Genomic DNA, 12,475 nt, shown 5'->3' on the forward strand with positions numbered 1-12,475 from the left:
CACAGTGGTAGGAGGGATAACGTGAGTCTGCTCGTTGAGGGGAAGTTGCACACCGACTGGTTCGAATCCGAGTCCGAGGGCGGCGAGTTCGTCCGCAAGGACTCGATGTTCCGTCATTGGATTACGCCCGACGGTTCGCCGGGGCCGAGTGGCGAGGGCGGCTTTTCCGCCGAGGCTGGGCGGTACCACTTGTACGTCTCCTACGCTTGTCCCTGGGCGCATCGCACCCTGATCTTCCGCGCGATCAAGGGGCTCGAGGAGTTGATCAGCGTGGACGTGGTCCATCCGCACATGCGCGCGGAGGGCTGGCACTTCGGTGACTTCCCGGGCGCCACCCCGGACAGCCAGATGGGTGCGCATCACCTCCACCAGCTCTACACCCGGGCCGACCCGACCGTCAGCGGCATCGTCACCGTGCCGGTGCTCTGGGACAAGCAGCGCCAGACGATCGTCAACAACGAGTCGTCCGAGATCATTCGCATGTTCAATTCGGCGTTCGATGACCTGACCGGCAATCGTGACGATTACTACCCGACGGAATTGCATGAGGCGATCGATGCGATCAACGCCACCGTGTACGAGCAGGTCAACAACGGGGTCTACCGCGCCGGGTTCGCGACCACGCAGGATGCCTACGAGGCGGCGTTCGACCGATTGTTCGAGGCACTCGACGGGCTGGAGAAACGTCTGTCCCGGCAACGCTTCCTGACAGGTTCGCGGATCACCGAGGCGGACTGGCGCCTGTTCACCACGTTGGTGCGGTTCGATGCGGTCTACTACGGCCACTTCAAGTGCAACCGTCATCGGCTGACGGATTTCCCCAACCTGTGGGCCTTTACCCGCGAGTTGTACCAGTGGCCCGGCGTGGCCGAGACGGTGCGGCTCGACCACATCAAGCACCATTACTACGTCAGCCACGACTGGATCAACCCGACCGGGATCGTGCCACGTGGACCGAAGATCGCATTCGACCAACCCCACCATCGGGGTGTTCATCGCGATGAGCGGGAGGTGCTGCTGTGAGTATCGAGATCCGGGATGCCACCGTGATGGCCGAGGGTGCCGGGGCGCGGGTCAAACGGCACCTGCCGTTACCGGGGTTCATGAACTTCGATCCGTTCGTGATGTTCGATCACTTCGAGCTTGGCGCAGGAACGGGGTTCCCCGAGCACCCCCATCGCGGCTTCGAGGCGATTACCTACCTATTCAGTGGCGAGATCGAGCATCGCGATAATCTGGGCAATGTCTCGACCGTGGGGCCGGGCGGGGCGCAGCGTTTTACGGCCGGCTCCGGCATCGTCCATTCGGAAATGCCCTCGGTCGAAGAGACCACCAGCGGTATCCAGCTGTGGGTGAACCTGCCGCGCCGACTGAAGGCCAGCGAACCCTCCTACGAGGAGTCCCCTGCCGAGACCGTGCCCGAGGTCGCCTTCGACGGCGGACACGAGCGGCGCATTGCCGGCGAGGGCGGTCGGGTAAGTCTGAAGACGGATGCCCTGTATCGCCACGTGATGCTGGATGTTGGCGGTCGGCACACCATCGAGTTGCCGGCGGGCTGGCGGGCGATTGTCTACCTGAAGGACGGCGCGGTGCGGGTCAACGGGCAGTCTCTTTCCCCGGCGCAGGCCGCCTTCCTCGACGCCGAGACACGGATCGAGCTTGAGGCCGCCGAGAACAGCGAGGTGATGGTGGCGGCCGGTCATCCGCACGGCGAGCCGATCCGCCAGCGTGGCCCGTACGTGGACTAGCCTCGGCCTGGCCATGGCCCGCGTTGCCGCCAGGAGGGCGGCTGGGTAGCATGGCGATTTTTTTGGACGATCATTCCATGAATCAACGTTACATCGTTGCCCTGACAGGCTTGGTGCTGGTGGCCTATGCCGCCTGGCTTGTCTACCTGGGTCTGTGCTACCGCCCGAGCGCGCCGACGCCCTGTTTGGCGAAACGGGCGGGTTTGAAGACCTCAGTGCGGTGTTCTGGTTGGTTCTGGGCGTGGTGCTGCTGTTCGCGAGACCGATCGGGCTTGGCCGTCGCATCGGCATGGCCGTGATCGCCGCCGCGCTGGCGGCCCGCGAGGAAGGGTGGCACAAGAAGTTCACCACCGACAGCCTGTTCAAGTCGGATTACTACCAGATGACCGGCGTGCCGCTGGCCGAAAAGCTGATTGCCGGGGCGGTCGCCCTGGGGCTGACGATCACGCTGATCTGGCTGCTGGTGATGGGCGGACGGGAGATGTTCGCCCGCGGTGGCTGGCGACGCCCCTGGGGATGGCTGGCGCTGTTCGCGGTGGCGATATCGCCGATCCTCAAGGCGGTCGATCGCGGCCCGTCGATCCTGCGGGTGCAGTTCGACCTCACCCTGCCGGAGAACATCGAGATGGTGATGCTCGCCTTGGAGGAGGGGATGGAATCGGCCTTGCCGGTACTTTTCCTGATGGCCCTCGGGCTGTACCTGATTGATCGTCGCTCGGGCGATGCTACCGCCCGTGGCTGACGAGACGGGGGCCGATTTCCGTTGCGGCATCCTGGATGTGCTCGAGGGTGCGGCGCTGCACAAGCGCCACGCCGAGGTTCATTTGGATGGCCGTTGGCGGCGTATTCGGGTGATCGACGTGGTCACCGATCGCGGCGAGGACTGGGTAATTCTTGCCGATGATGAGCGCCTGGCGGTGGGCCGGATCGAGAGGGCTCGCCCGGCATAGTATTGAGCGGGCGAGTTCGCGTGAGGCACGAAAAAACGGGGCGCAACGCCCCGTTTTCCGTTGCAGGCGCCCCGCCGACACGATCGGGGGGCTCTTGCGGTTCTTACATGCCTTCGAACAGGATGAAGGTCCGGTTCATGTTGGTGCGATGCCAACTGTCGTAGTGCTCGAGGTGCTTGAATTTCTCGAGGTCGTCGTTGGCATTCATCACATCGCTCATGGCCTCGAAGTTGCGAGCCGCCTCGCCAACGGTGTTGACCAGGAAGTCGTAGTAGTCACCGCTGTCGCGTCGCGCACGCTCCATGTCGCTGATGCGGCCATGGCCCGGGACGACGTGTTCCGGATCGATCTCCTCGAGTCGGGCGAAGGCCTCCAGCCCATTTTTCGGGTTCGACCATGGATGGATGCCCAGCAAGCGGTCGACGTAGACAAGATCCCCGGTGAACACCACATCGCTGGCCGGCAGATACGCCATCGCATCGCCCGGGAAATGGGCATTGGTCAGGGAGAGTTCGATCTCGGTGCCGCCCAGTGTGATGCTGGTGGCCTCGCCATCGAGGACCCGGTCGGCATAGGCCGGTTTGGTGCCCTCGAAGCGCTCGCCCAGTGCCTCGGGAAGGCGGCCTTCCATGTGCCGATCGGCAAATGCCTTCTGCGACTCGACGGTCTTCTCGAAGGCGATGACCTCGGCCCCCTGTTGCTGGAAGTAGTCGTTGCCCAGCCAGCGGTGATCCTGCACGCCGATGTTCACTACCCAACGGATCGGCTGGTCGCTGACCTCGGCGACGGCGCGCTCGATGTACGGGCCACTGAACGCACCGGGGCCGGAATCGATCAGGATCACACCCACATCGGTCACGATCACCCCGTAGTTGGCGTTCATGCCGTGGTTCTCGTAAGTGCGCGCATCGGTTGGCCCGATGATCGCGTACACCGAGTCGGTGACCGGCTCGGCGGTCGGCTGGTAGGTGGCATCGCCATCGGCATGGCCGAGCGCCGTGGTCAGCAGGGCCAGGGTGCCGGCGAGCAGGGCACTGAGTCGTTGCATGGATATCTCCTGTGAAGGGTGCGGCCAAGTGTACATTCGATAGACCGAATATTGTTGAAAAGGTTCCCGCAACGAGATCCCGGCCGGTGCTAAGCTCGACACAAGGCCATAATCAGGGTCACCGTCCCGATATCGGCGACCGGAAACGATCAAGGGAGAGGCTGTAATGCGCTTTGTGCGGCGATTTTCCGAACTGGGTATGAACGACGTGGCCACGGTGGGTGGCAAGAACGCCTCGTTGGGCGAGATGGTGGCCCAGCTGGCCGAGCGTGGCGTGCGGGTGCCGGATGGCTTCGCCACCACCGCCGAGGCCTATCGATATTACCTGCGGCACAACGACCTGACGGATCGGATCACCGAGGAGCTCGGCGCGCTGGACACCAACGACGTGACCGCGCTGGAGAAGGCCGGTCGGCAGATCCGCCGCTGGATTGCCGAGGGAGAGGTGCCGGAGGATTTGGCCGAGGAGATCGTCGCTGCCTACCGGGAACTGGGTCACGACTATGGCGAGAACACGGATGTCGCCGTGCGCAGTTCGGCCACCGCCGAGGACCTGCCCACCGCCTCGTTCGCCGGCCAGCAGGAGAGCTACCTCAATATCGCCGGTGAAGAGGCCCTGATCGACAGTATCCGGCACGTGTTCGCCTCGCTGTTCACCGATCGGGCGATCTCCTACCGGGTGCACCAGGGATTCGATCACATGGCGGTGGCCCTGTCGGCCGGGGTGCAGAAGATGGTGCGCTCGGACAAGGCCTCCTCGGGGGTGATGTTCACCATCGATACCGAGTCGGGCTTCCGGGATGCCGTGTTCATCACCGCGGCCTACGGCCTGGGCGAGAACGTGGTGCAGGGGGCGGTCAACCCGGACGAGTTCTACGTCTTCAAGCCGATGCTCAAGGAGGGCCTGTGCCCGATCGTCTCGCGCCAGCTGGGCGAGAAGGCGATTCGCATGATCTACACCGAGGATGCCCGTCACGGCGCGTCCACTCGCAACGTCGACGTGCCGGTCGATGAGCGCCAACGGTTCGCGATCACCGACGAGGAGGTGCTGACGCTGGCGCGCTTTGCCGTGGAGATCGAGCGCCACTACAGCGAGCAGGCCGGGGAATTCCGCCCGATGGACATCGAGTGGGCCAAGGACGGTGACAGCGGTGAGCTGTTCATCCTCCAGGCCCGCCCCGAGACGGTCCACTCGCAGCGCGAGGCGGCCACCCACGCCACCTATCGACTCGAGGAACGGGGCGAGGTGCTGGTGGAGGGCAAGAGCGTCGGCGAGCGCATTGCCGCCGGCCGGGCCCGGACGATCGAGTCCTCGGCGGAAATGGCGAAGCTCGACGACGGCGAAATCCTGATCACCGACATGACCGATCCCGACTGGGAGCCGATCATGAAGCGTGCCGGGGCGATCGTGACCAACCGGGGTGGACGGACCTGTCACGCGGCGATCATTGCCCGGGAACTGGGCATCCCGGCGATCGTTGGTTGCGGCGATGCCACCAAGTGCGTGCCCGATGGCGAGGAGGTGACCGTCTCCTGCGCCGAGGGCAGCACCGGACATGTCTATCGCGGCGTGCTGCCGTTCACGGTCGAGCGGATCGACCACTCGGTGACGGAAACCACGCGCACCGATCTGATGATCAATCTCGGCGATCCCGAACAGGCCTTCCGGTTGTCCTCATTGCCGGCGGCGGGAGTGGGCCTGGCGCGCCTGGAATTCATCATCAACAACCGCATCGGGATTCACCCCCGGGCGTTGCTCGAATACGACCAGCTGGATGCCGAGACGCAGGCCGAGATCGATCGGCATACCGTGGGCTTCGATGATCGCCGCGAGTTCTATATCCAGAAGCTCGCCGAGGGCGTGGGCACGATTGCGGCGGCCTTCCACCCGCGGCCAGTGATCGTGCGCCTGTCGGACTTCAAATCGAACGAGTACGCCGCGATGGTCGGTGGGGCGGGCTTCGAGCCCCACGAGGAAAACCCGATGCTCGGGTTCCGTGGTGCGTCTCGTTACTACGCCGAGTCGTTTGCCGAGTCGTTCGTGCTCGAGTGCGAGGCCTTGCGGCGGGTGCGCGAGGGGATGGGGTTGACCAACGCCCAGGTGATGCTGCCCTTCGTGCGCAGTGTCGAGGAGGTTGACCGGGTGCTCGCCCTGATGACCAAGGCGGGGCTCGAGCGCGGGCGACATGACCTCAAGGTCTACCTGATGTGTGAGATCCCGGCCAATGCGCTACTGGCCAAGGAATTCCTCGAGCACGTCGATGGTTTTTCCATCGGCTCGAACGATCTCACGCAGTTGACCCTGGGCGTCGATCGTGACTCCTCGCTGATCGAAGGGCTCGACGAGCGTAACCCCGCCGTGCTCAAGTTGATGGCCATGGCGATCGCCGCCTGCCGCGAGCAGGGCAAGTACATCGGTATCTGCGGCCAGGCGCCCTCGGATTTCCCCGAGATCAGCGAGTGGCTGGTCGAGCAAGGCATCTCGAGCCTGTCGCTCAATCCCGACAGCCTCCTGCCCATGCAGCAGACCGTGCTCGAGGCCGAAAAGCGGTTGGCATAACAAGACCAAATTGGTCCGATTTTGCTACCCTGTCGCTGACGCATTTACATTGGGGTGATGATATTGATGGGCCTGTTCGGCAAGAAGCGCAACGTGAACGACGACCGAAACGCCGAGATCCAGCGTGCGGTGGAGGCGATTCACGATCCCAACAACGACCAGACGCTGGCCGAGGCGGGGGTGATCGAGCGCGTCGAGTGCCGCGACAAGTCGTGTCAGATCGATATCGTGCTCGACTACCCGCCGGGTGACTGGGAGGCCGAGTTGACCAGTCGGGTTCGTGAGGCCGTCGCGACCGTCGATGCCTCGGTCGACCCCGCCGTCACGGTGGCCTTTGTTGCCCCCGAGGGCTCGGCCATGCACGGCAAGCCACTGCCCGGCGTGAAGAACATCATCGCGGTGGCCTCCGGCAAGGGCGGTGTGGGCAAGTCCAGCACCAGCATCAATCTCGCCCTGGCCCTGGCGGCCGATGGGGCCAGGGTGGGCCTGCTGGATGCCGACATCTACGGCCCGAGCCAGCCGAGCATGCTGGGTAGCAACGAGAAACCGCGCCAGGTGGACGACAAGTCGATGGCCCCGGTCGAGGCCCATGGCCTGCAGACCATGTCGATCGGGTACCTGGTCGACGAGGAATCGGCGATGGTCTGGCGCGGGCCGATGGTGACCTCGGCCCTGATGCAGTTGCTCAACGACACCCGTTGGGACGGTCTGGACTACCTGATCGTCGACATGCCGCCGGGCACCGGTGACGTGCAGCTGACACTCGCGCAGAAGGTGCCGGTGGCCGGCAGCGTGATCGTGACCACGCCCCAGGAGATCGCCACCCTGGATGCGCGCAAGGCGATCAACATGTTCAACAAGGTCAACGTGCCGATCCTCGGCGTGATCGAGAACATGGCGACGCACGTCTGCTCGAACTGCGGTCACGTCGAGGCGATCTTCGGCGAGGGCGGCGGCGAAGCGATCGCCCGCCAGTACGGCACCGAATTGCTGGGTCGTCTGCCCTTGGACCTGCGGATCCGCGAGGACCTGGACGCCGGCACCCCGACGGTCGCAAAGGACCCAACCGGTGCTTTGGCCGGCACGTATCGGCAGGCCGCCCGCCGGTTGGCCGCCGGCCTCGGGCGGGCGGTGCGCTCGCAGGATCAGACCGGACCAGAAATCGTCATCGAGGAGTAAACATGCTGGAAATCACAGTTCCCAGTCGGGGTGTCCTGAACCTGTCGCACCTGGTGCTCGACTACAACGGCACACTGGCGCTCGACGGCGCCCTGGTCGAAGGCGTGGGCGAGCGCCTACACGAGTTGTCCAAGCACATGGACGTGCACGTGATCACCGCCGACACCTACGGTGACGTCGAAGCGCGACTGGTCGATCTGCCGGTGACGCTCTCCACGCTGACCGATCATCTCCAGGACGAGGCCAAGCAACGTTACGTGCGCACGCTCTCGGCCCGTGAGTGCGTCACCATCGGCAATGGCCGCAACGATGCACTGATGTTGGCCGAGGCCGTGCTCGGTCTCGGCGTGATGCAGCCCGAAGGGCTCTCGCGGCATGCGCTCGATGCCTGTGACGTGATCTGTCCGGACATCAACAGCGCCCTTGATCTACTCTTGAAACCCAAGCGGCTGATCGCGACGCTGCGCAACTGATATCGGGCGGCGACCCAGACCGATGGTCGCCGCCATTTCGTACGATTCCAACAGTCATTTCAGCCAGTACCACTGGCCAAGATAAAGGAGACAACACATGTCCCAAGTCACATTCAAAGGTTCGCCCGTCAACGTCGCCGGCACACTGCCATCCGTGGGTGACAAGGCACCCGCCTTCTCGCTGACCGCGAGCGATCTCGCCGACAAGGGGCTGGAGGCATTTGCCGGCAAGAAGAAGGTGCTGAACATCTTCCCGAGCCTCGACACGGGCACCTGTGCCAAATCGGTACGCGAGTTCGATCGCCGTGCCGGCGAGCTTGACGATACGGTCGTGCTCGGCATCTCAATGGATCTGCCGTTTGCCCAAGGCCGTTTCGCCGAGGCAGAGGGCGTGGAGAACATGGCCATGTTCTCGGCCTTCCGTCACCCGGCCTTTCTCGACGATTACGGTGTGCGCATCGCCGATGGTCCGCTGGCCGGCCTGGCGGCCCGTACCGTCGTGGTGCTGGACGCCGACAACACCGTGCGCTACGTCGAGCAGGTCGGCGAGATTGCCGACCAGCCGGATTACGATGCCGCCCTTGGCGCGCTCTGATCCGAGTCAGGCCGTGCCCGGCAACAGCGGGGCGCGTGGTTGATATCAGGCCCGGCACGTGAGCGGATGACAATCCGGGTCGCGACCGGGCCGACTTGTTTTCGATCAATTGGGACGAGCCAATGAGCAACCGACTGGGTGTCGACCTGGGGGGCACCAAGATTGAGGTCGCGGTGCTTGCCTCCGATAACCGCATACGCTGGCGGGAACGTGAGCCCACGCCGAAGGGCGATTATGCCGGCACGGTCGAGACCATGGCCGCACTGATCGAACGCGCGGAGCGCGAATGCGGACGATCCGACGGCATCGGGGTGGGCACCCCCGGCACGATTTCGCCGCGGACCGGCCTGGTCAAGAACGCCAACTCGGTGGTGCTCAACGATCGACCGCTGAAACGTGACCTCGAAGCGCGCCTGGGACGCGAGGTGCTGATGGCCAACGACGCCAACTGCCTGGCGTTGTCCGAATCGGCGGATGACGGGGCCGCGGCGGGTGCTGAGTCGGTGTTCGGCGTGATCCTGGGCACCGGCGTGGGCGGCGGCCTGGTGGTCGATGGCCGCGTGCTGGTCGGCCGCAATGCGATTGCCGGCGAATGGGGACATAACCCGCTGCCGTGGCCCGATGAGGCCGAGTCGCCCGGTCCGGCCTGTTGGTGTGGCCTGAGCGGTTGCATCGAACAATGGCTCTCCGGGCCGGCATTCGAGCGGGACCACGCCAAGCGGACCGGTGAGCGTCTGGATGGCGAAGCCATCGTTGCCCGTGCCTTGGAAGGGGACACGGCGGCACAAGCGAGCCTGTCGCGGTATGAAGCGCGACTGGCCCGCGCACTGGCCCACGTGATCAACCTGTTCGACCCGGACGTGATCGTGCTCGGAGGCGGGATGTCCAACGTCGAGCGGCTGTATGAAAGCGTGCCGCGGCAGTGGGACGGGTTCGTGTTCTCCGACCCGATTACCACCCGGTTGGTCGCCCCTCGTTTCGGTGATTCCAGTGGCGTACGCGGCGCGGCTTTTCTGGGTGACTCCATTGGTAGACGCCTGCGTTGACGCCATTTGGAGCCAGTGGAACTCGGTTGCTAAATACCTCAGTGATCTTCTGGGTTGATAGGTCCATAAGCAGGGTCTAGATTCAGAGAGATGACCCGGCCTGACCCTAGGCGGTCATGCGATCAAACAATTGGAGATTGATTGTCATGGATATCGAGCTGCAAATTTTACTTATCAGCATCATCGCCATGATCGGCATCGTTGGCATGCCGCTGTACGCGTTCTGGGTGCTGTGGAAAAGGTCCGGCGAAGCCAAGCACGCCCAGGAAGACGAACAGCAACACCAACATCCGCACAGCTGACACGGGCCCGAAAAAAATGGCTGGAAAGGCTTGAGGCTTTCAGGTCTGCCCGGCCATTTCTTCACGGCCAGGGTTCAGCCCACGAAGGGTTCAGCCCACGAGTCGACAAAGCCGGCGCTTTCAGGCGTCGGCTTTGTTATGTCTGGTGCTGGCAACTAATCCCGACCATGGCAGCCAGGCTATCAGTAATCCCTCCGCTATAAGCTAGACTCTTTCGATAGGTTAATTAGCGTCAAGTAGGGAGATCGGTAGTGGGTAGCCTCGACGCCGGCCAGTCGGTCGAAAATCAGCGCAACTCGCCGTCGTCCAGGCCCGGCCCCTGGCCCTTTTTTGCCCGCCTGAGCCGGGCGCTGCCGCCGCTGGCAGCGGGCCTCGTGGTCAGTGGCGTATTGCTTGCGACCACTTGGGTGGTCGAACGGCAGCTGACCACAGCGGCCTTGCAGGCCGATCTCAACAGTTTGGCTCAGATCCGTACCCGCATCGAATCCCAGCTCAATCAGGCCTCCAAGGTGTCCGTGGGGGTCGGGGCGATGATCGAGGCCAACCGCGGGCTGGACCAACCTGCCGTGCGAGCCGTTGCCCAGCGCATGCTCGAGCACACCCCCGGCATTCGATCCATCTCCCTTGCACCGGACAACGTGATCCAGGTCAGCATCCCGCTGGCGGGTCACGAGCTGGCGATTGGCACGGATATCGCGGCCGATCCGGTTCAGGGGAAGTTGGTGCGACGGGTGATGCAAAGTGGTAAGCCCGTGCTCAGTGGCCCCTATGAACTGGCAAAGGGCGGCTACGCTGTCATCCACCGGGTGCCGGTGTATTTCGATGGTGACGGGGACGGGAACGGGGAGGAAGAGTATTGGGGCATGGTTTCCACCCCGATCGACCTGATGCGCCTGTTCGAGGCGGCCGGTGTGTCCGACCGGCTGGCCCAGGGCACGCTGGCCGTGCGGGGGATGGATGGCCTTGGGGCCGAGGGAGCGGTTTTTCTTGGTCCCCCTGAGCTTTTCGGGCACGACGATACCTTGAAAGCGCCGGTGATTGCGCTGGATGGGCAATGGCAGTTTGCCATGCAGCTCAGTCAACCGAGCACGATGGTCACCCGGTTGATTCGAATCGTCGAGCTGGTGTCTCTGCTGGTGGGGCTGCTCGTGATGTGGCTCGCCGTGCGCTGGCAGGCGCAGCAACGGCTGTTGGTCGACTCCGAGCGTCTGCTGCGCGACGTTACCTCCAACGTCAGTGACGCGGTGTTCCGCACGGACGGGACAGGGCAGTTGATCTATATCAGCCCGGCGTACGAGCGCATGGTCGGTCGCTCCGCGCAGGGAGTGATCGGGGAGCAGTGGCTGAATCTGTTCCCTGCAGACGAGCGGCGTACGATCCGTGAGGCCACCGAGCGGATGCGTCAGCCCGAACAAGTCCCATCCGGTCCCTCGCTTAGTGACCGGGTGGTGCTGGCGACTCGCCTGATACACAGCGACGGGACGGTGGTCCCGACCGAGATGCGAGTCGAGCCGGTGACGGCGGCGTCGTTCGGGCAAGCGGGGCTGGTCGGCACCCTGATCGATCTGTCCGATCGGCAGGCCTTAGAGCAGTTGGAGGGGCTGGCTACCGCGGTGTTCGAAGGGGCGGGGGATTCCATCATCATTCTGGACCGTTATCGCCGGGTACTGGCGGTCAATCCGGCCTTCGAGCGATTGCTGGGCCATTCGAGCAAGGCACTGGTCGGCGAGCGGCTGACCATTCCCGAACCGCTGGATCGCAGTCGGCGACGGCTTGCGTCCTGCGTGCGCGGGTTGCGAGAGCGGGGCCGCTGGATCGAGGAAGTGGCTTGTCGACTGCCGGATGGGCGGGAGTGTGTTCTGGCCTGGTCGGTGGACCTGAACCGTGACGATCAACAACGCGTGAGTCGCTACGTTGCCGTGATCAGCGATGTCACGACCCGTCATCGCCGCATGCAGGCCATGCACCATCGTGCGCTACATGATCCGTTGACCGGCATGCTTAACCGCGCCGGCCTCGAGGAGCGCTGCGAGCAGGCTCGCCTGCACGCGATTCGCGAGGGCGTGGGCATCGCCTTGGCGTTTGTTGATCTGAACGACTTCAAGCCCATCAACGACACCCTCGGCCATCACGTCGGTGACGAGGTGTTGCGGGAAGTCGGACGGCGCCTTTCCCAGGTAGGTCGGCGGGAGGATATCGTTGCGCGCCTGGGTGGCGACGAGTTCGTGGTGGTGTTCTATGGCGTTTACGGTAACGAGGACATTGCCCGGTTGGGCGAGTCGCTGCTCGAGCAGTTGCGCGAGCCCATGGTGCTCAGTGGCACGGCGCAATTGGTCCACGTCCAGGCATCGATCGGTTTCGCTCGCTTCCCCGAAGATGCCGACACCCTCGAGGGCCTGATGCGCCGTGCGGATGCCGCCATGTATCGGGCCAAGGGGGCCAAGGGGGCCAAGGGGGCAAAGGACGAGTCGGTTGCCTTCCACACGGACCTGGAGAACCCGACTGGCTCGTCATGAGATGAATAGAAATAATACAATCAAGGAATAGTGTGCGACGAAATGCATGTTGCATTCC

12 protein-coding genes are annotated in these 12,475 nt (G+C 63.9%); 11 read left to right on the forward strand and 1 reads right to left on the reverse strand.

Annotated features, from left to right (window positions below; translation table 11 throughout):
• Positions 1–21: 21 nt before the first annotated feature.
• From ABGV18_RS02280 to ABGV18_RS02295, 4 genes are all read left to right on the forward strand, one after another.
• Positions 22–1,023, forward strand: a complete 1,002-nt coding sequence (locus tag ABGV18_RS02280; RefSeq protein WP_396584627.1) for a glutathione S-transferase C-terminal domain-containing protein — start codon at positions 22–24, stop codon at positions 1,021–1,023.
• Complete coding sequence (locus tag ABGV18_RS02285; protein ID WP_396584628.1) at positions 1,020–1,748, forward strand: pirin family protein; 729 nt, start codon at positions 1,020–1,022, stop codon at positions 1,746–1,748. Before ABGV18_RS02280 ends, ABGV18_RS02285 begins: the two co-directional genes overlap by 4 nt.
• Positions 1,749–1,968: 220 nt before the next feature.
• A complete protein-coding gene (locus tag ABGV18_RS02290; protein ID WP_396584629.1) occupies positions 1,969–2,490 on the forward strand; it encodes a hypothetical protein in 522 nt (173 codons plus the stop codon).
• The gene (locus ABGV18_RS02295) at positions 2,483–2,698 is read left to right on the forward strand and encodes a hypothetical protein (RefSeq protein ID WP_396584630.1); all 216 of its coding nucleotides are present in this window, start codon (positions 2,483–2,485) and stop codon (positions 2,696–2,698) included. The genes ABGV18_RS02290 and ABGV18_RS02295 overlap by 8 nt, the downstream gene beginning before the upstream one ends.
• Before the next feature lie 103 nt (positions 2,699–2,801).
• On the opposite strand, the gene ABGV18_RS02300 is transcribed toward ABGV18_RS02295, so the two are convergent.
• Positions 2,802–3,746 (reverse strand): MBL fold metallo-hydrolase, encoded by a 945-nt coding sequence (locus tag ABGV18_RS02300; protein ID WP_396584631.1) that lies wholly within the window; start codon positions 3,744–3,746, stop codon positions 2,802–2,804.
• A gap of 166 nt (positions 3,747–3,912) precedes the next feature.
• Between ABGV18_RS02300 and ppsA the strand changes: the two genes are divergently transcribed.
• The 7 genes from ppsA to ABGV18_RS02335 all read left to right on the forward strand — a co-directional run bounded on the left by ppsA (position 3,913) and on the right by ABGV18_RS02335 (position 12,417).
• Complete coding sequence (ppsA, locus tag ABGV18_RS02305; RefSeq protein ID WP_396584632.1) at positions 3,913–6,306, forward strand: phosphoenolpyruvate synthase; 2,394 nt, start codon at positions 3,913–3,915, stop codon at positions 6,304–6,306.
• 66 nt (positions 6,307–6,372) lie between these two features.
• Entirely contained in the window at positions 6,373–7,485 is a 1,113-nt protein-coding gene (gene apbC, locus ABGV18_RS02310) for an iron-sulfur cluster carrier protein ApbC (protein ID WP_396584708.1), read from the forward strand.
• 2 nt (positions 7,486–7,487) lie between these two features.
• Positions 7,488–7,958, forward strand: coding sequence for an HAD family hydrolase (locus ABGV18_RS02315; protein ID WP_396584633.1), 471 nt, complete (start codon positions 7,488–7,490; stop codon positions 7,956–7,958).
• 97 nt (positions 7,959–8,055) lie between these two features.
• On the forward strand, positions 8,056–8,553 hold the full coding sequence (gene tpx, locus ABGV18_RS02320; RefSeq protein ID WP_396584634.1) for a thiol peroxidase: 498 nt from the start codon (positions 8,056–8,058) through the stop codon (positions 8,551–8,553).
• A 122-nt stretch (positions 8,554–8,675) separates the two neighbouring features.
• Complete coding sequence (locus ABGV18_RS02325; RefSeq protein ID WP_396584635.1) at positions 8,676–9,599, forward strand: ROK family protein; 924 nt, start codon at positions 8,676–8,678, stop codon at positions 9,597–9,599.
• A gap of 146 nt (positions 9,600–9,745) precedes the next feature.
• Positions 9,746–9,901, forward strand: a complete 156-nt coding sequence (locus ABGV18_RS02330; RefSeq protein WP_396584636.1) for a hypothetical protein — start codon at positions 9,746–9,748, stop codon at positions 9,899–9,901.
• A gap of 251 nt (positions 9,902–10,152) precedes the next feature.
• On the forward strand, positions 10,153–12,417 hold the full coding sequence (locus tag ABGV18_RS02335) for a sensor domain-containing diguanylate cyclase (protein WP_396584637.1): 2,265 nt from the start codon (positions 10,153–10,155) through the stop codon (positions 12,415–12,417).
• Positions 12,418–12,475 lie beyond the last annotated feature (58 nt).

This window comes from Guyparkeria halopsychrophila, from assembly GCF_044582135.1.
Lineage (GTDB): Bacteria > Pseudomonadota > Gammaproteobacteria > Halothiobacillales > Halothiobacillaceae > Guyparkeria.

What these genes read in the sequence shown, in the direction of transcription:
- apbC (WP_396584708.1), top strand. Translation starts at nt 6,373, where the DNA reads ATGGGCCTGTTCGGCAAGAAGCGCAACGTGAACGACGACCGAAACGCC.
- ABGV18_RS02330 (WP_396584636.1), top strand. Translation starts at nt 9,746, where the DNA reads ATGGATATCGAGCTGCAAATTTTACTTATCAGCATCATCGCCATGATC.
- tpx (WP_396584634.1), top strand. Translation starts at nt 8,056, where the DNA reads ATGTCCCAAGTCACATTCAAAGGTTCGCCCGTCAACGTCGCCGGCACA.
- ABGV18_RS02300 (WP_396584631.1), bottom strand. Translation starts at nt 3,746, where the DNA reads ATGCAACGACTCAGTGCCCTGCTCGCCGGCACCCTGGCCCTGCTGACC.
- ABGV18_RS02315 (WP_396584633.1), top strand. Translation starts at nt 7,488, where the DNA reads ATGCTGGAAATCACAGTTCCCAGTCGGGGTGTCCTGAACCTGTCGCAC.
- ABGV18_RS02325 (WP_396584635.1), top strand. Translation starts at nt 8,676, where the DNA reads ATGAGCAACCGACTGGGTGTCGACCTGGGGGGCACCAAGATTGAGGTC.
- ppsA (WP_396584632.1), top strand. Translation starts at nt 3,913, where the DNA reads ATGCGCTTTGTGCGGCGATTTTCCGAACTGGGTATGAACGACGTGGCC.